We start from the raw sequence: 20,723 nt of genomic DNA on the forward strand, positions 1-20,723 counted from the left end.
CGGTGCATCCGCCAATCCGCGTCGCCCTTTTCGCGGCCGCTGACCGCTCCTGCAGGACCACGCTGAAGAACCACCGCGACCGTTGATCCGTTGACGCCAGAAATTCGCGCTATCGCTGTCCATTCCCCTCAAGTTCCCCCTTCCTCGGACGAAACAGTTATCAAGAGAGATCAAGCCAACGCTTGCTTTTTCCGGCTACAGCGGCTTGAAGGCGAAAAAACATTGCAATCGCCCTCAAGCAAAGCGCTGAACCGACGATAACCACTACGAAGGTTCTCTAGGCCACACCCGGCGCTCGCCAGGGCCGGAAGCCACAGCTAACAACCCCGAGGAATTTGTCATGGCCTTATCCGTAAACACCAACACCGCTTCCTTGACCGTTCAGAAAAACCTGAACAAGGCTTCCGAGTCGCTGAGCAACGCGATGACCCGTCTTTCCTCGGGCCTGAAAATCAACAGCGCCAAGGACGACGCCGCCGGCCTGCAGATCTCCAACCGTCTGACCAGCCAGATCAACGGCCTGTCGGTCGCAGTGAAGAACGCCAACGACGGCATCTCCATCGCCCAGACCGCTGAAGGCGCAATGCAGGAATCCACCAACATCCTGCAACGTATGCGTGAACTGGCCCTGCAGTCGGCGAACGGTTCGAACAGCGGCGATGACCGGACTTCGCTGCAGTCCGAGTACACCCAGCTGACTTCCGAGCTGACCCGTATCGCCAACACCACCACCTTTGGTGGTCGCAACCTGGTCGACGGCTCGTTCGGTTCCACCGCCTTCCAGATCGGTGCCAACGCCAACGAAACCATCAACGTGACCTTGGGCGATGTGTCTGCCAACTCTATCGGTTCGCAGCAGGTCAAGAGTATCGGTGTAGCCGTGTCGGCTGCCGGGGTTGCAGGTGGTGCAGTCAAGGTTACCGGCGGGGGTGAGACCAAAGATGTGACCATCGACGCCAAAGCGTCAGCCAAGACTATCGCCAGCCAGCTTAACGGTGCAGTACCAGGTCTGACCGCCAAGGCAAGCACCGAGGCATCTTTCGTCGTAGGCGCAGGTGCCGCAGCCGCTCCGGCAACCTTCACTATGAAGGTCGGCAGCAGTGACACCGTCAGCATGGTTGGCGTGACCGATACCGCCTCGCTTGCCGATCAGTTGAACTCGAACGCGGCGAAACTGGGTATCAGTGTCAACTACGACAGCAAGGCAGGTACGCTGTCGGTCAAATCCGACACCGGTGAAAATATCGTGTTCGGCGTTGATACCACCGTCACCGGTGCCGCCGCCGCCGCTGCGAACGTGACAGTAGCTACCAAAGACGCTAGCGGTACTCCAGGCACTGCGGTAGGCGTTGCAGACACCTTCATCGCCACCGGTGCTGTCTCGCTTGATTCGGCCAAAGGCTACTCGGTCGCTGGTGTAGGTGTTACCGGCCTGTTCGCCACCGGTACTGCCGGTGCTTCGTCGAGCAAGGCCTCCGAGCTCACCTCGGTCAGCGAAACCGACATCACCACCGCCTTCAACGCTCAGAACGCAATCGCTGCACTGGACAAAGCCATCTCCAACATCGACGCCCAGCGCGCCGACTTGGGTGCGGTGCAAAACCGTTTCGACAGCACTGTGTCGAACCTGCAGAGCATCTCCGAGAACTCCTCGGCCGCTCGTAGCCGTATCCAGGACGCCGACTTCGCTTCGGAAACCGCCGAGCTGACCAAGCAGCAAACTCTGCAGCAGGCATCCACCGCGATCCTGTCCCAGGCCAACCAGCTGCCATCGTCCGTACTGAAGCTGCTTCAGTAATACGGCCCCTGGCTGACTGACGGAAGGGTGCCCGCGCGCCCTTCCGTTTTTTGATTTTCGGGGTGATCAACATGGACATGAGCGTTACTGCAAGATTGCCTCTTGCCGCCACGTCAGCGCCAGCGAGCGCCGCCTCCCTGCCTGCCAGGCAGGTCAAGCAGGATGAACCCGCGGTCGAGTCGGTGACTCCCGAGCGGGCCGAATTGGAACAAGCGGTGAAGGACCTCCAGGCGCACGTGAATACCGCACAGCGCAATCTGGAATTCTCCATCGACGACTCGACGCATGCCGTCGTGGTCAAGGTCATCGCTACGGACAGCGGTGAAATCATTCGTCAGTTGCCAACCGAGGCCGCGCTCAAGTTGGCGCAGAGCCTGGCAGAGGGTCGCAGCGGTCTGCTCGACGCGACCATCTGAGCTGGCACGAAAAATGTAGCTGGGTGTGCTTGGGGCGGTATCCGTCAAAAACACGCCTGACTCGATTCTAGGAGATACCGATGGCTACTGTTTCCTCCACTACCGGCACCACCGCCGCCGCCACGACTGCCAGTACTTCAGGCACCACCACCTCAAGCACCAGCGGCGCGATCAAGTCCAGCGGCGTGGGCACGGGTATCGACACCGATGCCATCGTCAAGGCCTTGGTGAATGCCGAGAAAGCGCCCAAGCAAAAGCAGATCGATACCCAGACGCTGACCACCACCACCACCTTGACCGCCGTTGGCACCGTCAAGAGCTCGCTGGAAACCTATCGGGCCGCCGTCGCGGCAATGAACAAGGCCTCGGCGTTCAGCGGCTTGACCGGTGCCTCGTCCAACGACAAGGCGGCTTCGGTGACCGTGACCGATTCCGCCTCCGACGGTACCTACTCGCTTGAAGTAACGACCCTGGCGACTTCCTCGAAGATTTCTTCCGGGGTCTATGCCGACAAGAGCGCAGCCGTGGTCAATGCTACGTCTTCCGCCCAGACCTTGACGATCACTCAGTCACTCAAAGACAGCAAGATCAGCATTCCGGCGGGTGCGACGTTGGCGCAGACCCGCGATCTCATCAACACCCAGCTGGTCGGTCGCGGTATCAGTGCCAACATCCTGACCGACGCCAGTGGCTCGCGCCTGGTCCTCAGCTCCTCGACCACCGGCAAGGGTACCGAGATTTCCATGACCGCCGAGGCGGGCAGTGGCCTCGACAAGCTGACTGCCTCCACCACTGTGAACGAGCCCACCAATGCGACGTACAAGATCGACGGCATCGAGATGGAGTCGTCGACCAATACGGTCGCCGCGGCCATCAGCGGCGTGTCAATCAAACTGTTGGAAGCAGGGGCCGCCAAGACGACCATCTCGGTCAGCACCAACACTGACACCCTGAAAAAAGCCACCACTGGCTTCGTCGATGCCTACAACGCGCTGATGACCCAGCTCAACACCCTGACCAAGGTCAGCACCGGGGCCGACGGCACGACCAGTGGGGGAGGGCTGACCGGCGACTCCACCGTGCGCCACCTGATCCAGTCGATGCGCAACGAGCTGGTCACCTCCTCGGGCTCGAGCAAGCTGACCCTGTCGCAGTTCGGGATCAACACCGACCAGAAGACCGGTCTGCTGGCAATGGATGACGCCAAGTGGAACACGGCCATGGGCGATCCCGCCAACGTGGCAGCCATCCAGGACATGTTCACCGGCAAGGACGGTCTGCTTTCGCGGATGACCACCGCGACCGACTCCTATGCGGTGAAAGGCGGCATTCTCGCCTCGCGCTCGGATTCGCTCTCCGGCACGCTGACCAAATTGACCGAGCAACAGCAGGCCCTGGACCGCCGGATCAAGAACCTGACGGACACCTTGAATGCCAAGTACACCGCCATGGACACCCTCGTCGCGCAGCTCAACGCCACCAGCAAGAGCATCATGACCACGCTGAACGCGCTGAACAAAGCCGACAGCGATTGACGAAAAGTGCCACTCACGGGGCCCGGTCTATGCCGGGCCTTTGCATATCCGTCATTTGCACGAACGCCTCCATATCGACGGCGTTCATTGCCTGATACCACGTTACTTCGCATATTCCATCAGGCTCACTAAAGTTTTCCCCAACCGCGACGACATAGTAACCAAGCGATACAACATCAAATCATGTGTTACGAGGTCCGCCGCAATGAACGCCATGAGAGCGCTGAGCCAATACCAGAAGGTCGATTCCCATGCCCAGACATCCGAAGCCACGCCGCATCGGCTGGTGCAGATGCTGATGCAGGGCAGTCTCGATCGCATGGCCCAGGCCAAGGGTGCGCTGAGCCGTGGTCAGGTGTCGCAGAAGGGCGAGATGCTCGGCAAGGCCGTGGCTATCATTGGTGGCCTGCGCCAGGGGCTGGATCCAAGCAAGGCCGGCGAGTCGCAATCCATCAAGGACCTCGACGACCTTTACGCCTACATGTCCGGCCGTCTGACCGAAGCCAACATCAAGAATGATCCGCAGTTGATCGACGAAGTCGCCCGGCTGATGATCACCGTCAAGAGCGGTTGGGACGCCATCGCCAGCCACGAATCGGCACAGCCGGCCTGAGGAGTTTGCCATGAGTGCACTACAGCGGATTCAGCAGACTCGCCACGCCTTGGTAGACGCCATGCAGGCAGGCGATTGGGACGCGATCGGCGTTCTGGACATCGAATGCCGGGCTTGTGTCGACAGCGTATTGCAGGAAGTCCCGGAAGACCCAGTGCAATTGCGCAGTCACCTCGAGGATCTGCTCGAGGTCTACCGTCAATTACTCAACGTCACTCGATTAGCGCGTCAGTCAGTTGTCGACGAAATGTCACAGTTCACCCAAGCGAAGAACGCTGCAAAGGTTTACCATCTGTTCCGCTGACAGCCATTGCGCCATAAATTTGACTAAGTCGATTTTTTTGCCTTTACTAGTGGCTGTTACGATTCGTCTGGCGTCTGTTAGCTGAAACCATGGCCAAAAACGTCGAAAGCGCCCTTTCGGGCTTCGAGTTGACTAGGGAAGTTGCTATTGCATGTGGCGTGAAACCAAAATTCTGCTGATCGATGACGATAGCGTTCGCCGCCGGGATCTGGCGGTCATCCTGAACTTTCTTGGCGAAGAGAACCTGGCCTGTGGCAGCGCTGACTGGCAGATGTCGGTCGACGCGCTGTCGTCCAGCCGCGAGGTGCTCTGCGTCCTGGTGGGGGAGGTGTCTTCGGGCAACCTTGCCGGCCTGCTGAAGACGCTCGCCAACTGGGACGAGTTCCTGCCGGTGCTGCTGCTGGGCGAGCCAGGTGCTGTCGAGCTGCCCGACGACCTGCGTCGTCGCGTGCTGTCGCACCTGGAGATGCCGCCCAGCTACAGCAAGCTGCTCGATTCCCTGCACCGTGCCCAGGTCTATCGCGAGATGTACGACCAGGCCCGCGAGCGCGGCCGTCAGCGCGAACCCAACCTGTTCCGCAGCCTGGTGGGCACCAGCCGCGCCATCCAGCATGTGCGCCAGATGATGCAGCAAGTGGCCGATACCGATGCCAGCGTGCTCATCCTCGGCGAGTCGGGTACCGGCAAGGAAGTGGTCGCGCGCAACCTGCACTACCATTCCAAGCGTCGCGATGCGCCGTTCGTGCCGGTGAACTGTGGCGCGATTCCGGCCGAGTTGCTCGAAAGCGAGCTGTTCGGTCACGAGAAGGGCGCCTTCACCGGCGCGATCACCAGCCGCGCCGGCCGCTTCGAGTTGGCCAACGGCGGTACCCTGTTCCTCGACGAAATCGGCGACATGCCATTGCCGATGCAGGTCAAACTGCTGCGAGTGTTACAGGAACGGACATTCGAGCGCGTGGGCAGCAACAAGACCCAGAGCATCGATGTGCGCATCATTGCGGCCACGCACAAGAATCTGGAAAGCATGATCGAGGTCGGCACGTTCCGTGAAGACCTGTATTACCGCCTCAACGTGTTCCCCATCGAGATGGCCCCGCTGCGCGAGCGCGTGGAAGACATCCCGCTGCTGATGAACGAGCTGATCTCGCGCATGGAGCACGAAAAGCGTGGGTCGATCCGCTTCAACTCGGCAGCTATCATGTCGCTCTGCCGCCATGGCTGGCCGGGCAACGTGCGTGAATTGGCCAACCTAGTCGAGCGGATGGCGATCATGCATCCGTATGGTGTGATTGGCGTGGTCGAGTTGCCGAAGAAATTTCGCTACGTCGACGACGAAGACGAGCAATTGGTCGACAGCCTGCGCAGCGACCTGGAAGAGCGTGTGGCAATCAACGGCCATACGCCCGACTTCGCTTCCAGCGCCATGCTGCCGCCCGAGGGGCTCGACCTCAAGGACTACCTGGGCGGATTGGAACAGGGTTTGATCCAGCAGGCGCTGGACGATGCCAATGGTATCGTCGCGCGCGCCGCGGAACGTCTGCGCATCCGCCGTACCACCCTGGTGGAGAAGATGCGCAAGTACGGCATGAGCCGACGCGAAGGCGAGGGCGAAGAGCAACAGGCAGACGATTGACGCCTGCGGCTCGACCGGCCGCTGCCTTTCAGGCAGTGGCCATGCTTCATACAACATCTGCCGTTTCCGGCAAAGCGCGCCAAGCGCTTGAACTCCCAGACTTTCCCTGTGCCATCCGACTGTTCCTTGCGGCGCTCGCAGCCCGCAGGGTTTCATTCGGCACGGCTATTGCTTTTATCCCTTTCACGATACCGTTTTTGACGGTGAGCCAAGTGAGAGAGACCCATGCCACAGGCCGCTATCCAGCCCTCCGCGCCCATGCCCCGCAGCGACGCTTCCGCGTCCGTAGCGCCATCCGACAGCCGCCAGGGGCTGGACCAGGCGGTCGTCCTGTTCGACCAGATGTCCGACCGCTTGAGCGACTCCTACAGCCTGCTCGAGGCGCGCGTGGCATCGCTCAAGGGCGAGCTGGAAGTGGTCAGCGCCCAGCGCCTGGCCGAACTGGCGGAAAAGGAACGGCTTGCCAATCGCCTGCAGAACCTGCTCGATCTGTTGCCCGGCGGCGTCATCGTCATCGATGGGCATGGTCGTGTGCGCGAAGCCAACCCGGCAGCCGCGAATATGCTGGGTGCGCCTCTGGAAGGCGAACTGTGGCGCGAGGTGATCGTCCGCAGTTTCGCGCCACGCCGCGACGACGGTCATGAAATTTCTTTGATCGATGGGCGGCGTCTGTCGATTTCCACCCGCTCGCTGGACGCCGAGCCTGGTCAATTGGTGTTGCTTACCGATCTGACCGAGACCCGCCGTCTGCAGAGCGAAGTGGCGCGCAGTGAGCGCCTGTCGTCACTGGGCCGGATGATGGCCTCGCTGGCCCATCAGATACGCACGCCGCTGTCGGCAGCGCTGTTGTACGCCAGTCACCTGACCGAAAAACCACTGCCGGTGCAGACCCAGCAGCGCTTCGCTGGACGCCTCAAGGAGCGTCTGCATGAATTGGAAAATCAGGTTCGCGACATGCTGGTGTTCGCCCGCGGCGAGCTGCCGCTGCCCGATCGCCTCACGCCCCGCCAGTTGCTGCAGGCCCTGCAGGCCGCCGCCCAGCCCCATGTGCACAATGTTGCCGTGCGCTGGCAGTGCGACAGCCATGCCGGCGAGTTGCTGTGCAACAAGGACACCTTGGTGGGCGCGGTACTCAACCTGATCGACAACGCCATCCAGGCCAGCGCCGGCGAGGCGCGGCTGAAGGTCCATCTGTACGCGCGCGACGACACCCTGCGCCTGTGCGTCAGTGACGATGGGCCTGGCATGGCCCCGGCAACGCTGGCGCGGCTGGGCGAGCCGTTCTTCACCACCAAGCCCACCGGTACCGGGCTCGGCCTGTCGGTGGTCAAGGCCGTGGCAAGGGCGCATCAAGGCGAGTTGATACTGCGCTCCACCCTTGGCCGCGGCAGCTGCGCCACTTTGACCCTGCCATTGGTGGCCCTGCAGGAGCGTGCTCCATGAGCATCAAGGTGCTGCTGGTCGAGGACGACCGAGCCCTGCGCGAGGCGCTGGGCGATACGCTGGAGCTGGGTGGCTTCGAATTCGAGGCGGTGAGCTGTGCCGAGGAAGCATTGCTGGCAGTGGCGCGCGAGCCCTTCGGGATCGTGGTCAGCGACGTCAACATGCCCGGTATCGATGGGCACCAGTTGCTTGCCAGGCTACGCGCCCGGCAGCCGCAACTGCCGGTGTTGCTGATGACGGCCCATGGCGCCGTCGAGCGTGCGGTGGATGCCATGCGCCAGGGTGCGGCGGACTACCTGGTCAAGCCATTCGAGCCGCGCGCGCTGCTCGACCTGGTGACCCGGCATGGCCGCGGCCTGGTCCCGGCCGGTACCGATCACGGCCCAGTCGCATTGGAGCCGGCCAGCCTGGCCTTGCTCGAGCTGGCGGCACGGGTTGCACGCAGTGATTCCACGGTGCTGATATCCGGTGAATCAGGCACCGGCAAGGAGGTGCTGGCACGCTACATTCACCAGCAGTCGCGGCGCGCAGAACAGGCGTTCGTCGCCATCAATTGCGCGGCGATTCCCGACAACATGCTCGAAGCCACGCTGTTTGGCCACGAGAAGGGCGCGTTCACCGGCGCTGTCGCGGCGCAGGCGGGCAAGTTCGAGCAGGCCGATGGCGGCACCTTGCTGCTCGATGAAATTTCCGAGATGCCGCTGGGCCTGCAGGCCAAGCTGTTGCGTGTGTTGCAGGAGCGTGAGGTCGAGCGCGTCGGCGCGCGCAAACCCATTGCTCTGGACATACGCGTCATCGCCACCACCAACCGCAACCTGGCGGCCGACGTGGCGGCGGGGCGCTTTCGCGAAGACCTTTTCTACCGTCTTTCGGTCTTCCCGCTGGCGTGGACACCTCTGCGCGAGCGCCGCGCCGATATCCTGCCGCTGGCGCGACGCTTGTTGGCCCGCCATGTCGACAAGATGAAGCACGCGCCTGTGCGTTTCTCGCCACCGGCCGAACAGTGCCTGCTCGATCATCTGTGGCCAGGCAACGTTCGCGAACTGGACAACGCCATTCAGCGCGCCTTGATCCTTCAGCACGGCGGCTTGATCCAGGCAGCCGACTTCTGCCTCGCCGGGCCTGCAGGCGCGGCACCGTTGCCGCCGTTGAGCGTGGTGGTGCAAGCCCGTGCCCCGGCACTGCCGTTGGAAACCCAGGCCCCGGTCGGGCTGCCGGCCGGCGCGTTGGAGGACGATCTGCGCCGACGGGAATTCGAAATGATCATTGACACCCTGCGCAGCGAGCGCGGCCGCCGCAAGGAAGCCGCTGAGCGCCTGGGCATCAGTCCACGGACGCTGCGCTACAAGCTGGCGCAGATGCGCGATGCCGGAATGGACGTGGAGGCCAGTCTGTTCGCCTCGTGACGGACGCCCGCTGACCGGCAGCGGCTGCGGCGATTCGTCGCCATCGATCTGTTTCGCAAGCCTGCGACTGCAACTGGCACCCTCCTTGCTACTACCTCTGTAGTGAATGCAGCAGTGTCAAAAAAACGCAGGTTGTCGCAGAGGGTCACCCATGAGCCAAGGTATTGAATTCAACCGCTTGATGCTGGACATGCGCGCCATGCAGGCGGACGCCATGGCCAGGCCTGCGGCGGTTGCGGCGCCGGAAGTCGGCGCCAGCAGCTTTGCCGACATGCTCGGCGGCGCCATCAACAAGGTCGCGGACGTGCAGGGTGCTTCCAGCCAACTGGCCACTGCTTTCGAGATCGGCAAGAGCGGCGTCGACCTCACCGATGTGATGGTCGCCTCGCAGAAAGCCAGTGTCTCGTTCCAGGCCTTGACCCAAGTGCGCAACAAGCTGGTCCAGGCATATCAAGACATCATGCAGATGCCGGTCTGAGGACGAATTGAGTCATGGCTGAAGCGACCACCGATAACCTCCCTGCCAAGAGCGGCAACAAATCGCCGCTCATGGGCTTGTCTGTCCTGCAGAATCTGTCGCAGATGACCATGCTGCGTCAGGTCGGCCTGTTGGTCGGCCTGGCTGCGAGCGTCGCGATCGGCTTCGCCGTGGTGCTCTGGTCGCAGCAGCCCGACTACCGGCCGCTGTACGGCAGCCTGGCGGGCATGGACACCAAGCAGGTGATCGACACCCTGACCACGGCCAACATTCCCTATACCGTGGAACCCAACTCCGGCGCCTTGCTGGTCAAGGCCGACGACCAGTCGCGTGCGCGCATCGCCCTGGCCTCGGCCGGCGTTGCACCCAGCGACGGCAACGTCGGCTACGAGTCGCTCGACAAGGAACAAGGCCTGGGCACCAGCCAGTTCATGGAAACGGCGCGCTACCGCCGCAGCCTGGAAGGCGAGCTGGCCCGTACCATCGGCAGCCTGAACAATATCCGGGCTGCGCGCGTGCATCTGGCCATCCCGAAGAGTTCGGTGTTCGTCCGTGACGAACGCAAGCCAACCGCCTCGGTGCTGGTGGAAATGTACCCCAACCGGACCCTGGACGCCGGCCAGGTCGCGGCCATCGTCAATCTGGTGGCGACCAGCGTCCCGGAACTGAACAAGTCCAACGTGTCGGTCGTCGACCAGAAGGGCACCCTGCTGTCGGCACAGCTGGAAGACAACGCGTTGACCATGGCCGGCAAGCAGTACGACTACAGTCGCCGCATGGAAAGCATGCTGACCCAGCGTGTCCACAACATACTGCAACCGGTGGTGGGCAGTGATCGGTTCAAGGCCGAGGTCTCGGCGGACCTGGATTTCAGCGCGGTCGAGTCGACCTCCGAGCAGTTCAACCCGGACCAGCCGGCACTGCGCAGCGAGCAGTCCACCAGCGAGCAACGTTCCAGCGGTTCGGGCCCATCGGGTGTGCCCGGCGCCTTGAGCAACCAGCCACCGGGCCCGGCCACCGCACCGCAGAATGCCGCCCAGGGGCAGGCAGCCGCTGGCGCGATCCAGCCAGGCCAGCCGCTGCTCGACGCCAATGGCCAGCAGATCATGGACCCGGCCACTGGCCAGCCGATGCTGGCGCCGTATCCGGCCGACAAGCGTCAGCAGTCGACCAAGAATTTCGAGCTCGACCGCTCCATCAGCCACACCAAGCAGCAGCAGGGTCGCCTGACCCGGTTGTCGGTCGCCGTGGTGGTCGATGACCAGGCCAAGGTCAACCCGGCCGACGGCACCGTGACCCTGGCGCCCTGGAATGCCCAGGAGCTGGCCCGTTTCACCCGTCTTGTACAGGATGCCGTGGGCTTCGATGCGAGCCGTGGCGACAGCGTGACCGTGATCAACGTACCGTTCGCGCCCAACTCGGCGGAAGTCATCACCGAGCCTGCGTTCTACAAGGAACCCTGGTTCTGGGACATCATGAAACAGGCGCTGGGCGTGCTGTTCATCCTGGTCCTGGTGTTCGGCGTGTTGCGCCCGGTGCTGACCAACATCACCGGTGGTGGCAAATCCAGGCCGGGCGATGGCGAACTTGGTGCCGCCGGCGGGCTGGGCGGTGTGGCCGCCCTGGGCATGGACAGCGAGCTGGCCAACGATCGGGTCAGCCTGGGTGGGCCGCAGAGCATTCTGCTGCCCAGCCCGACCGAGGGCTATGACGCCCAACTGAATGCAATCAAGAGTCTTGTGGCCGAAGACCCGGGCCGAGTGGCCCAGGTCGTGAAAGAGTGGATCAATGCCGATGAGTAGTTCACAAGCCGTTACCCCGAAGCTGACCAAGGTCGACAAGGCCGCCATTCTTCTGCTGTCGCTGGGTGAAACCGACGCGGCGCAGGTGCTTCGCCACATGGGTCCCAAGGAGGTCCAGCGCGTGGGCGTGGCCATGGCGCAGATGCGCAATGTGCACCGAGAGCAGGTCGAGCAGGTGATGAGCGAATTCGTCACCGTGGTCGGCGACCAGACCGGCCTGGGCGTGGGTTCCGACAACTACATCCGCAAGATGCTCACCTCGGCCCTTGGCGAAGACAAGGCCAACGGCCTGATCGACCGAATTCTGCTGGGCGGCAACACCAGCGGCCTGGACAGCCTGAAATGGATGGAACCCCGCGCCGTGGCCGATGTGATTCGCTACGAACACCCGCAGATCCAGTCGATCGTCGTGGCCTACCTCGACCCCGACCAGGCCGGCGAAGTGCTGGCGCATTTCGAGCACAAGGCGCGCCTGGACATCATCCTGCGCGTGTCTTCGCTGAACACCGTACAGCCTGCGGCGCTCAAAGAGCTCAATACCATTCTGGAGAAACAGTTCTCCGGCAACTCCAACGCCACGCGAACCACGCTGGGTGGGGTCAAGCGCGCCGCCGACATCATGAACTTCCTCGACAGCTCGTCCGAGGGCCAGTTGATGGACTCCATACGCGAGGTCGATGAAGAGCTGTCCGGGCAGATCGAAGACCTGATGTTCGTTTTCAACAATCTCAAGGATGTCGACGATCGCGGCATTCAGGCGCTGTTGCGCGAAGTCTCTTCCGACGTACTGGTGGTCGCGCTCAAGGGCGCCGACGAAGGCGTGCGCGAGAAGATCTTCAAGAACATGTCCAAGCGCGCGGCCGAACTGCTGCGCGACGACCTCGAGGCCAAGGGGCCAGTGCGGGTCAGCGATGTCGAGTCGGCGCAGAAGGAAGTGCTCACCATTGCCCGGCGCATGGCCGAGGCCGGTGAAATCGTGTTGGGTGGCAAGGGTGGGGAAGAGATGATCTAATCGTCCCTCTCCCGGACCTCTGTCGTGGAGGCTGGCCACCCTGGGGTGGTCGGCTCCGAGCGACCCCACTTCGCACCCAGGCGCCAGGAATCGCAAGCCATGTCCCGCCCCCCGCAAGAACCCGTCAGTGAACTGATCCGCGCCGTCGACGCGCGCAGCGCCGACCTGTGGGCGTTGCCCAGTTTCGATCCCGAACGGCCCGCCGTCGAGGTGGTGCTGGCGCCGGTGTCGGTCGAGGAGATCGAAGAGGTTCCCCTCGACGAGGTCCAGCCCATCACCCTGGAAGAACTCGAAGCCATTCGCCAGGAAGCCTACAACGAGGGTTTCGCCACCGGCGAAAAAGAAGGCTTTCACAGTACCCAGCTCAAAGTGCGTCAGGAAGCCGAGGACGCACTGGCCAGCAAGCTCGTCCAGTTCGACCGGCTGTTGGGGCACCTGCTGACGCCCATCGCCGATCAGGACACCCAGATCGAAAAATCCCTGGTCGAGCTGGTAGGGCACATCGCCCGACAGGTCATTCGCCGCGAATTGGTCACCGATTCCAGCCAGATCGAGAAAGTACTGCGTGAGGCGCTCAAGTTGTTGCCCATGGGCGCCAACAACATCCGCATCTTCATCAATCCCCAGGATTTCGAGCAGATCAAGTCATTGCGGGAGAAGCACGAGGAAAACTGGCGCATCCAGGAAGACGACGCGCTGCAGCCCGGTGGCTGCCGTATCGAAACCGAGCACAGTCGCATCGATGCCAGCATGGAGACGCGCATCACCCAGGCCATTGCCCAGCTGTTCGACCAACTGCACGAGCAGAACATGCACCCGGCCCCTGCCGACATCACCATCGAGCTGGGTGAGCCCGATGAAGCTTGATCGCACCAGCTTCGGCAAGCGCCTGGGCACCTACGAGGCGGCCATCGACCTGCCGCGCCAGCCAATCGTCGAAGGCCGCCTGCTGCGCATGGTCGGGCTCACCCTGGAGGCCGAAGGGTTGCGTGCCGCCATGGGCAGTCGCTGTGTGGTCATCAACGACGACAGCGACCAGCCGGTGCAGGTCGAAGCGGAAGTCATGGGCTTTTCCGGCAGCAAGATCTACCTGATGCCGGTGGGCAGCGTGAGCGGCATCGCGCCTGGCGCGCGGGTGGTCCCGGTTGCCGATACCGGGCGCCTGCCCATGGGCATGAGCATGCTCGGACGCATTCTCGACGGCGCCGGCCGTGCGCTGGACGGCAAGGGCGGCATGAAGGCCGAGGACTGGATCCCCATGGACGGGCCCACCATCAACCCGCTCAAGCGTGATCCCATCAGCCAGCCACTGGATGTCGGCATTCGCAGCATCAATGGCTTGTTGACCGTGGGCCGTGGCCAGCGCCTGGGTCTGTTCGCCGGTACCGGCGTGGGCAAGAGTGTGCTGCTGGGCATGATGACGCGCTTCACCGAGGCCGACATCATCGTCGTCGGGCTGATCGGCGAGCGCGGCCGCGAGGTCAAGGAGTTCATCGAACACACCTTGGGCGAGGAGGGCCTGCGCCGTTCGGTGGTGGTGGCATCGCCGGCCGACGAAGCCCCGCTGATGCGTCTGCGCGCGGCCATGTACTGCACCCGCATTGCCGAATATTTCCGCGACAAGGGCAAGAACGTCCTCCTGCTGATGGACTCGCTGACCCGTTTTGCCCAGGCCCAGCGGGAAATCGCCCTGGCTATCGGCGAGCCACCTGCCACCAAGGGCTATCCGCCCTCTGTTTTCGCCAAGCTGCCCAAGCTGGTCGAGCGGGCCGGCAATGCCGAGGCCGGGGGCGGCTCGATCACCGCGTTCTATACGGTGTTGTCCGAAGGCGACGACCAGCAGGACCCGATCGCCGACTCGGCACGGGGTGTACTCGATGGCCATATCGTGCTGTCGCGGCGCCTGGCCGAAGAAGGGCATTACCCGGCCATCGATATCGAAGCGTCGATCAGCCGGGTGATGCCCAGCGTGGTCAGCCCCCAGCATCTGGCCCAGGCCCAGCAGTTCAAGCAGCTGTGGTCGCGCTACCAGCAGAGCCGTGACTTGATCAGCGTCGGTGCCTACGTGGCCGGCGGCGATCGCGAGACCGACCTGGCCATTGCCCTTCAGCCGCAACTGGTGCGCTACCTGCGCCAGGGTCTGAACGACAATGAAAGCCTGCAGGCCAGCGCCGAGCGCCTGGCGGCAGTGTTCACGCCCGTGGCACCGGGGTAAGCGACCATGGCGATGAGTCGTGCGGCGCGCCTGGCGCCCGTGGTGGAAATGGCCGAAAGCACCGAGCGCAAGGCTGCCCAGCGGCTGGGGCATTTCCAGGGTCAGGTGAGCCTGGCCGAAGCCAAGCTGGCCGAGCTCGAACGCTTCCGCAACGACTACCAGCAACAGTGGATCAGCAACGGCAGTCGTGGCGTGTCCGGGCAATGGTTGTTGAACTATCAGCGCTTTCTCAACCAGTTGGAAACGGCCGTCGGCCAGCAGAAACAGAGCCTTGCGTGGCATCAGAACAACTTGAACAATGCGCGCGCCACCTGGCAACAGGCCTATGCTCGAGTGGAAGGGCTGCGCAAGCTGGTGCAGCGCTATATCCTCGAGGCCAGGCAGTTGGAGGACAAGCGGGAACAGCGGCTGCTCGACGAGTTGTCGCAACGCCTGCCCAGGCACGAGAACTTTTAGCCGGAATTTGTCAGTACCCCGTTGAACGCTCTGCAGAGCGGTGCTACATCTGGCCTGCAAGGCACACCCAAGGAGCATTAATACATGGCTGTAACCCAGAGTTCTGTCACCCAGACCTTCGACCCTGAAAGCAATACGTCATCGGTGGCCATTTCGGGCCGGTTCGATTTCAGCCTGCACCAGCAGTTTCGCGAAGCCTACGAAGACGAGCGTGCCGGCAAGCCCAGCCGTTATGTCATCGACCTGAAGAACACTACCTACATGGATAGCTCGGCCCTGGGCATGCTGCTGTTGTTGCGCGACCACGCCGGGGGCGACAACGCCGACATCGCACTGATGAACATTTCTCCCGACGTGCGCAAGATCCTGGCGATCTCCAATTTCGACAAGTTGTTCAAGATCTCCTGATGCAGCCAGCCAACGAGGAAGCACTGACGGTCCTGATCGCCGACGACAACATGACCGACCGCATGCTGCTGTCCAGCATCGTGCGACGTCAGGGGCATGCGGTGATCACGGCCAGCAACGGCCAGGAGGCGGTCGAAGTGTTCCGCCACCAGCGTCCGCAGTTGGTGCTGCTCGATGCCATGATGCCGGTCATGGACGGCTTCGAGGCTGCGCGTGCCATCAAGCAGCTGGCCGGTGAGGCCCTGGTGCCGGTGATCTTCCTGACCTCGCTGACCGAAGAACAGGCGCTGGTGCGTTGTCTGGACGCCGGTGGCGACGATTTTCTGGCCAAGCCCTACAACCAGGTGATCCTGGCCGCCAAGATCAAGGCAATGGATCGCCTGCGCCGCTTGCAGGCCACGGTGCTCGAGCAGCGAGACCTGATCACCCGCCACCATGACTACCTGCTCAACGAGCAGCGCGTGGCCAAGGCGGTGTTCGACCAGATTGCCCATTCCGGATGCCTCGACGCCCCCAACGTGCGTTACCTGCAGTCGCCCTATGCGCTGTTCAATGGCGACCTGCTGCTGGCTGCCTACACGCCTTCGGGCGACATGCATGTGCTGCTCGGTGATTTCACCGGGCACGGGCTGCCGGCGGCGGTGGGCGCGATGCCCTTGGCCGAGGTGTTCTATGGCATGACGGCGAAGGGCTACGGGCTCAACGAGATTCTTCGCGAGATGAACGCCAAGCTCAAGCGGATCCTGCCGGTGGACATGTTCTGCTGCGCCACCATGTTGCGCCTGAGCTTTCAGCGTTGCACGGTTGAGGTCTGGAACGGCGGCATGCCCGACGGCTACCTGCACCGCCAGGATGGCTCGGCGCGTGTCGCGCTGGTGTCGCGTCATCTGCCGCTGGGCGTATTGCCGGCCACCCGTTTCGAGGACCAGACCGAGGTCTGGCCGCTGGCGCCGGGCGATCGAGTTCTGCTGCTGTCCGACGGCGTCATCGAAACCAGCAATGCGCAAGAGCAGTCTTTCGGTGTGGAGAGACTCGAACGCGTCTTCGACACGCACAAGGACCCTGAGTCGCTGTTCGAAGGCATCCTGCAGGCTTTGCATGATTTCCGCGGTGAATCGCGCGACGATGTGAGCATGGTGCAGCTGGCATTGATCGACGCCGAGCGCCAGCCCCCGGCCAGCCTGATCTATTCCGACAGCGGCCAGTCGAGCCCGCTCGACTGGTCGGCCATGTTCGAGTTTCGTGCCGACACCTTGCGCCGCTTCAATCCCTTGCCGTACATCCTCCAATTGCTGCAGGAAATTCACGGCCTGCGTCCGCAGAGTGGAGAGCTGTACAGCGTGTTTGCCGAGTTATACTCCAACGCGCTGGAGCATGGCGTACTCGGCCTCGATTCCGCGCTCAAGTGCGATGCCACCGGATTCGCCCAGTACTACGCGTTGCGCAACGATCGCCTGGCGGCTTTGGAAGAGGGCTATATACGCATACACTTGCAGATACGCCCGCACGGGGTTGGCGGAGTCCTGAGAATCGTGGTCGAAGACAGCGGCAAGGGATTCGATCCGAAACAGGTCCTGGCGAAGCCGCCGAGCGTGCACGGACTGTCTGGGCGTGGTGTCAATCTGGTCCGCCAACTGAGCCACAGCGCGGGCTGGTCGGAAGACGGGCGCAGCGCGCACGTAGAATTTACCTGGGAGTCTCAAGCGTAATCGGCTTGATCAAGGAGTGAACAAGTGCCCATCGAACAATTGGCTGAAGAACACCTGGCTGAAGCACTGCAAAAGCCCCATGTAGACCCCACGGCCCTCGAGGCCCTGCAGGAGGTCATGGAGGATGAATACCCTCTGTTGCTCGACACCTTCCTGAGCGACTCGCAACTGCGCTTGAACGAACTGCACCGGTCCCGCGATCTGGTCGAACTGGGCCATGCCGCCCACAGCTTCAAGGGCAGCAGCAGCAACATGGGCGCCCTGCGCCTGGCGCAGTTGTGCAGCGAGCTCGAGCAGTACTGCCGACAAGGCGCGCTGGAGGGTGTGGATGCTTATGTACAGCGGATCGACCGCGAGTTCGTCCTGGTCCTACAACTGTACTCGCAGGAGCGCGCGCGCTTTGCAGGTTGAGCGTCGTTGACGTTGCTGGTTCCTCGCTGGCCCGATACTTGCTTTCTCCATGGCAATCAGCGTTAACGCCACCGTACCGGGGAGATCTTCATGGCTGTCGCTTCAAACCCTTTGTTGCTGCAACTGGGCGCCGCTGCTCGCGCCACATCGGTCACCGGCGCGGCCAGGCCCAGTGCAGCGGAGAACGATTCGGCGCCACGTTTCGCCGATCTCTATGCCCGTCAAAACCACGAAGTCGCGGTCAAGCCGCGGACCGAGCCTGCGCCGAGTGCCCCACGGGAAACCGCCACGCCACCGGCCTCGAAGGCGGCCGGCGCCAACCCGGCGGTTGCCGATAGCGGCAAGAAGTTGCCAGTTGCCAAGGCCGACAAGCCTGAAAAGCCTGAAAAGCTCGACAAGACCGACAAAACCTACAAGCTTGCCGCCAAGGACGACGACAAGGTCAGCGATACCGCCGCCAAGGACGATCCCAGCGTTAGCGCTGCTGCGGCACCGGTCGATCCTGCCGCGGTACCCATCCCGGCCGATCCCGCTGCCAATCCGGCACTGGCCCAGGTGCCGCCACCGGCAGTGGCCGCTGTCAGCCTGGTGGACAGCGATAGCGTCGGCGCTGGCGAGGATTTCGATCCAGCTCAAGACGTGCTTGCCGATTTGCCGGCGCTGCGCCTGGCCCTGGAGCAGACGGCCAAAAATAATGGCACTACCTCTGCACATGCCAGCCAAACGTCATCGGGCGATCCCTCGAAGGCAGGCGAGCAGGGTATAGAAGGCAATTTCGTCAATGGTCTGGCGGCCATGGTGAGCAAGGAGTCGGCAGGCGAAGCGGGTGAGGGCGGCGATGACGGTTTTGCTGGTTTGATCGGCGGGGGCTTGAAGGATGCCGACGCAACGGCCAGCGACAGCCGCCTCGATAACTTCGCCGACCGCCTGCAGGCCTTGACCCAGTCGACCACGGCCAAGACCGGCACTGCGGCGCCGCTGGCCAGCCCGCTGGGCCAGCCGTTGGCCATGCAGCAGTCAGGATGGACCGAAGGCCTGGTCAACCGGGTCATGTACCTGTCCAGCCAGAACTTGAAATCAGCCGACATCCAACTGACACCGGCGGAACTGGGGCGCCTGGACATTCGCGTCGACATCACCCCGGACCAGCAGACCCAAGTGACCTTCACCAGCGCCCATATCGGCGTGCGTGAGGCATTGGAGAGCCAGCAGCATCGGCTCAAGGACATGTTCAACCAGCAGGGCATGGGGCAGCTGGACGTCAACGTTTCCGACCAGTCCCGTCAGTCCCAAGGCGAGCAGCAGGCGCAACAGAGCCGCCGCACGGGTGGCGCACGCTCTGGTGCGGACGCGCTCGATTCCGCCGAGCCCGCCGTCGCGGCTGCGCAGCCCCTGACCTCCGGCACGGTGCTGGGGACCAGCGCTGTGGATTACTACGCCTGACAGTGCCTGAAGGGGTCGGTTGCCAGGCTCGAAATCGAGCCCACAGGATTGTTGGCATAACCCTTGCTCCATCGTCGCCATGGGTACGCTTACCCCTCAATGGTGACGGATTATTGGCATGGCAAAGACCGAAGAAGCAAAGGAACCCGCAGCCAAGGAAGGCAAGGGCAAACTCAAGCTGATCATCCTGCTGGTCGTGGGCTTGCTGCTGGCCGTCGGCCTGTCGGTCGGGGCCACCTGGTTCCTCATGCACAAACCCGCCGAGGCGCCCGCGGACAAGGCCACGGCAGATGCTGCCCACACCAAACCTGCGGCGATCTACGAGCCCCTCACACCCGCCTTCGTGGTCAACTTCAAGCAGAACGGTCGTGATCGCTACATGCAGGTCAGCATCGTCTTGCAGGCGCGGGACAAGGCCGACATGGATGCTCTGAAGGTGCACACGCCGGTCATCCGCAATAATCTGGTCATGCTGTTTTCCGGGCAGCCGTTCGAAACTTTGACCACGCCCATCGGCCAGGAAATGCTGCGCCAGAAAGCTACCGCGAGCGTTCAGGAAGTGGCGCAGAAAGAAGTGGGCAAGCCCGTGATCGACCAGGTGCTCTTCACTAACTTCGTATTGCAGTAGGAACAACTCATGGCCGTACAGGACCTGCTGTCCCAGGACGAGATCGATGCGCTGCTGCATGGCGTCGACGATGGCCTGGTGCAAACCGAAGGCAATGGCGAACCCGGGGGGATCAGAAGCTACGACCTGACCACTCAGGATCGCATCGTGCGTGGGCGCATGCCGACGCTGGAAATGATCAACGAGCGCTTCGCCCGCTACACCCGCATCAGCATGTTCAATCTGTTGCGTCGTTCTGCCGATGTGGCGGTAGGCGGCGTGCAGGTGATGAAGTTCGGCGAGTACGTGCATTCGCTGTACGTACCGACCAGCCTCAACCTGGTGAAGATCAAGCCGCTGCGCGGCACTGGCCTGTTCATTCTGGATGCCAAGCTGGTGTTCAAGCTGGTCGACAATTTCTTCGGCGGTGACGGCCGCCACGCCAAGATCGAGGGGCGCGAGTTCACCCCTACCGAGCTGCGCGTGGTACGCATGGTGCTGGACCAGGCTTTTCTCGACATGAAGGAAGCCTGGCAGGCCATCATGGAAGTCAACTTCGAGTACATCAACTCGGAGGTCAACCCGGCCATGGCCAACATCGTCGGGCCCAGCGAGGCGGTCGTGGTCTCCACCTTCCACATCGAACTCGATGGCGGCGGTGGCGACCTGCACGTGACCATGCCGTACTCGATGATCGAGCCGGTGCGCGAGATGCTCGATGCCGGCTTCCAGTCCGACCTGGACGACCAGGACGAGCGCTGGAGCAAGGCCCTGCGCGAAGATGTCCTGGATGTCAGCGTTCCCCTGAGCGCCACCGTGGCGCGGCGTCAGCTCAAGCTGCGCGATATTCTCCACATGCAGCCCGGCGACGTGATCCCGGTGGAACTGCCGGAAGAGTTGATCCTGCGTGCCAATGGCGTGCCTTCGTTCAAAGCCAAGCTTGGCTCGCACAAAGGCAACCTGGCTTTACAAGTTATCGAACCGATCGAGCGTCGCTGATCGGTTTGACCTGATGATTTAGATGCCCGTCGAGG

20 protein-coding genes are annotated in these 20,723 nt (G+C 62.7%); all 20 read left to right on the plus strand.

The window, feature by feature from the left end; all coding sequences use genetic code 11:
• The first annotated feature begins 340 nt into the window (after nucleotides 1-340).
• The 20 genes from IFT75_RS03330 (at nucleotide 341) to fliM (ending at nucleotide 20,688) form a co-directional block, all read left to right on the plus strand.
• On the plus strand, nucleotides 341-1,798 hold the full coding sequence (locus IFT75_RS03330; protein ID WP_192053322.1) for a flagellin: 1,458 nt from the start codon (nucleotides 341-343) through the stop codon (nucleotides 1,796-1,798).
• A gap of 71 nt (nucleotides 1,799-1,869) precedes the next feature.
• Nucleotides 1,870-2,214: a flagellar protein FlaG gene (locus tag IFT75_RS03335; protein ID WP_192053324.1), complete on the plus strand. Its 345-nt coding sequence runs from the start codon at nucleotides 1,870-1,872 to the stop codon at nucleotides 2,212-2,214.
• An 80-nt stretch (nucleotides 2,215-2,294) separates the two neighbouring features.
• A complete protein-coding gene (fliD, locus tag IFT75_RS03340) occupies nucleotides 2,295-3,749 on the plus strand; it encodes a flagellar filament capping protein FliD (protein ID WP_192053326.1) in 1,455 nt (484 codons plus the stop codon).
• A 205-nt stretch (nucleotides 3,750-3,954) separates the two neighbouring features.
• Nucleotides 3,955-4,362, plus strand: coding sequence for a flagellar export chaperone FliS (gene fliS, locus IFT75_RS03345; protein WP_122475924.1), 408 nt, complete (start codon nucleotides 3,955-3,957; stop codon nucleotides 4,360-4,362).
• Nucleotides 4,363-4,372: 10 nt separating this feature from the next.
• On the plus strand, nucleotides 4,373-4,666 hold the full coding sequence (locus IFT75_RS03350) for a flagellar protein FliT (protein WP_122475922.1): 294 nt from the start codon (nucleotides 4,373-4,375) through the stop codon (nucleotides 4,664-4,666).
• Nucleotides 4,667-4,817: 151 nt separating this feature from the next.
• Nucleotides 4,818-6,299, plus strand: coding sequence for a sigma-54 dependent transcriptional regulator (locus IFT75_RS03355; protein ID WP_122475920.1), 1,482 nt, complete (start codon nucleotides 4,818-4,820; stop codon nucleotides 6,297-6,299).
• A gap of 225 nt (nucleotides 6,300-6,524) precedes the next feature.
• Nucleotides 6,525-7,742 carry a sensor histidine kinase gene (locus IFT75_RS03360; protein ID WP_192053328.1) on the plus strand — a complete coding sequence of 406 codons (1,218 nt, stop codon included), beginning with the start codon at nucleotides 6,525-6,527 and terminating at the stop codon, nucleotides 7,740-7,742.
• A complete protein-coding gene (locus IFT75_RS03365; protein WP_192053330.1) occupies nucleotides 7,739-9,148 on the plus strand; it encodes a sigma-54-dependent transcriptional regulator in 1,410 nt (469 codons plus the stop codon). The genes IFT75_RS03360 and IFT75_RS03365 overlap by 4 nt, the downstream gene beginning before the upstream one ends.
• 151 nt (nucleotides 9,149-9,299) lie before the next feature.
• The gene (gene fliE / locus IFT75_RS03370) at nucleotides 9,300-9,626 is read left to right on the plus strand and encodes a flagellar hook-basal body complex protein FliE (protein ID WP_122475915.1); all 327 of its coding nucleotides are present in this window, start codon (nucleotides 9,300-9,302) and stop codon (nucleotides 9,624-9,626) included.
• Between the two features lie 14 nt (nucleotides 9,627-9,640).
• Entirely contained in the window at nucleotides 9,641-11,428 is a 1,788-nt protein-coding gene (gene fliF, locus IFT75_RS03375) for a flagellar basal-body MS-ring/collar protein FliF (protein WP_192053332.1), read from the plus strand.
• On the plus strand, nucleotides 11,421-12,440 hold the full coding sequence (fliG, locus tag IFT75_RS03380; RefSeq protein WP_043193255.1) for a flagellar motor switch protein FliG: 1,020 nt from the start codon (nucleotides 11,421-11,423) through the stop codon (nucleotides 12,438-12,440). Before fliF ends, fliG begins: the two co-directional genes overlap by 8 nt.
• Before the next feature lie 99 nt (nucleotides 12,441-12,539).
• On the plus strand, nucleotides 12,540-13,307 hold the full coding sequence (gene fliH, locus IFT75_RS03385) for a flagellar assembly protein FliH (protein ID WP_192053334.1): 768 nt from the start codon (nucleotides 12,540-12,542) through the stop codon (nucleotides 13,305-13,307).
• Entirely contained in the window at nucleotides 13,297-14,655 is a 1,359-nt protein-coding gene (fliI, locus tag IFT75_RS03390) for a flagellar protein export ATPase FliI (protein ID WP_122475911.1), read from the plus strand. Before fliH ends, fliI begins: the two co-directional genes overlap by 11 nt.
• 6 nt (nucleotides 14,656-14,661) lie before the next feature.
• A complete protein-coding gene (fliJ, locus tag IFT75_RS03395) occupies nucleotides 14,662-15,111 on the plus strand; it encodes a flagellar export protein FliJ (RefSeq protein WP_122475909.1) in 450 nt (149 codons plus the stop codon).
• Nucleotides 15,112-15,195: 84 nt separating this feature from the next.
• The gene (locus IFT75_RS03400; protein WP_122475908.1) at nucleotides 15,196-15,519 is read left to right on the plus strand and encodes an STAS domain-containing protein; all 324 of its coding nucleotides are present in this window, start codon (nucleotides 15,196-15,198) and stop codon (nucleotides 15,517-15,519) included.
• On the plus strand, nucleotides 15,519-17,228 hold the full coding sequence (locus IFT75_RS03405; protein WP_192053336.1) for an ATP-binding SpoIIE family protein phosphatase: 1,710 nt from the start codon (nucleotides 15,519-15,521) through the stop codon (nucleotides 17,226-17,228). Before IFT75_RS03400 ends, IFT75_RS03405 begins: the two co-directional genes overlap by 1 nt.
• A gap of 66 nt (nucleotides 17,229-17,294) precedes the next feature.
• The gene (locus IFT75_RS03410; protein WP_122476755.1) at nucleotides 17,295-17,639 is read left to right on the plus strand and encodes an Hpt domain-containing protein; all 345 of its coding nucleotides are present in this window, start codon (nucleotides 17,295-17,297) and stop codon (nucleotides 17,637-17,639) included.
• Between the two features lie 90 nt (nucleotides 17,640-17,729).
• Nucleotides 17,730-19,082, plus strand: coding sequence for a flagellar hook-length control protein FliK (locus IFT75_RS03415; protein ID WP_192053338.1), 1,353 nt, complete (start codon nucleotides 17,730-17,732; stop codon nucleotides 19,080-19,082).
• Between the two features lie 118 nt (nucleotides 19,083-19,200).
• Nucleotides 19,201-19,710 (plus strand): flagellar basal body-associated protein FliL, encoded by a 510-nt coding sequence (gene fliL / locus IFT75_RS03420; protein ID WP_122475903.1) that lies wholly within the window; start codon nucleotides 19,201-19,203, stop codon nucleotides 19,708-19,710.
• Nucleotides 19,711-19,719: 9 nt separating this feature from the next.
• The gene (fliM, locus tag IFT75_RS03425) at nucleotides 19,720-20,688 is read left to right on the plus strand and encodes a flagellar motor switch protein FliM (protein WP_043186057.1); all 969 of its coding nucleotides are present in this window, start codon (nucleotides 19,720-19,722) and stop codon (nucleotides 20,686-20,688) included.
• Nucleotides 20,689-20,723 lie beyond the last annotated feature (35 nt).

It is taken from the genome of Pseudomonas sp. CFBP 8758, from assembly GCF_014841725.1.
Taxonomy (GTDB): Bacteria; Pseudomonadota; Gammaproteobacteria; order Pseudomonadales; family Pseudomonadaceae; genus Aquipseudomonas; species Aquipseudomonas baltica.

Coding starts and splice junctions, on each gene's coding strand:
- IFT75_RS03330 (WP_192053322.1), top strand. CDS start 341: ATGGCCTTATCCGTAAACACCAACACCGCTTCCTTGACCGTTCAGAAA.
- IFT75_RS03335 (WP_192053324.1), top strand. CDS start 1,870: ATGGACATGAGCGTTACTGCAAGATTGCCTCTTGCCGCCACGTCAGCG.
- fliD (WP_192053326.1), top strand. CDS start 2,295: ATGGCTACTGTTTCCTCCACTACCGGCACCACCGCCGCCGCCACGACT.
- fliS (WP_122475924.1), top strand. CDS start 3,955: ATGAACGCCATGAGAGCGCTGAGCCAATACCAGAAGGTCGATTCCCAT.
- IFT75_RS03350 (WP_122475922.1), top strand. CDS start 4,373: ATGAGTGCACTACAGCGGATTCAGCAGACTCGCCACGCCTTGGTAGAC.
- IFT75_RS03355 (WP_122475920.1), top strand. CDS start 4,818: ATGTGGCGTGAAACCAAAATTCTGCTGATCGATGACGATAGCGTTCGC.
- IFT75_RS03360 (WP_192053328.1), top strand. CDS start 6,525: ATGCCACAGGCCGCTATCCAGCCCTCCGCGCCCATGCCCCGCAGCGAC.
- IFT75_RS03365 (WP_192053330.1), top strand. CDS start 7,739: ATGAGCATCAAGGTGCTGCTGGTCGAGGACGACCGAGCCCTGCGCGAG.
- fliE (WP_122475915.1), top strand. CDS start 9,300: ATGAGCCAAGGTATTGAATTCAACCGCTTGATGCTGGACATGCGCGCC.
- fliF (WP_192053332.1), top strand. CDS start 9,641: ATGGCTGAAGCGACCACCGATAACCTCCCTGCCAAGAGCGGCAACAAA.
- fliG (WP_043193255.1), top strand. CDS start 11,421: ATGAGTAGTTCACAAGCCGTTACCCCGAAGCTGACCAAGGTCGACAAG.
- fliH (WP_192053334.1), top strand. CDS start 12,540: ATGTCCCGCCCCCCGCAAGAACCCGTCAGTGAACTGATCCGCGCCGTC.
- fliI (WP_122475911.1), top strand. CDS start 13,297: ATGAAGCTTGATCGCACCAGCTTCGGCAAGCGCCTGGGCACCTACGAG.
- fliJ (WP_122475909.1), top strand. CDS start 14,662: ATGGCGATGAGTCGTGCGGCGCGCCTGGCGCCCGTGGTGGAAATGGCC.
- IFT75_RS03400 (WP_122475908.1), top strand. CDS start 15,196: ATGGCTGTAACCCAGAGTTCTGTCACCCAGACCTTCGACCCTGAAAGC.
- IFT75_RS03405 (WP_192053336.1), top strand. CDS start 15,519: ATGCAGCCAGCCAACGAGGAAGCACTGACGGTCCTGATCGCCGACGAC.
- IFT75_RS03415 (WP_192053338.1), top strand. CDS start 17,730: ATGGCTGTCGCTTCAAACCCTTTGTTGCTGCAACTGGGCGCCGCTGCT.
- fliL (WP_122475903.1), top strand. CDS start 19,201: ATGGCAAAGACCGAAGAAGCAAAGGAACCCGCAGCCAAGGAAGGCAAG.
- fliM (WP_043186057.1), top strand. CDS start 19,720: ATGGCCGTACAGGACCTGCTGTCCCAGGACGAGATCGATGCGCTGCTG.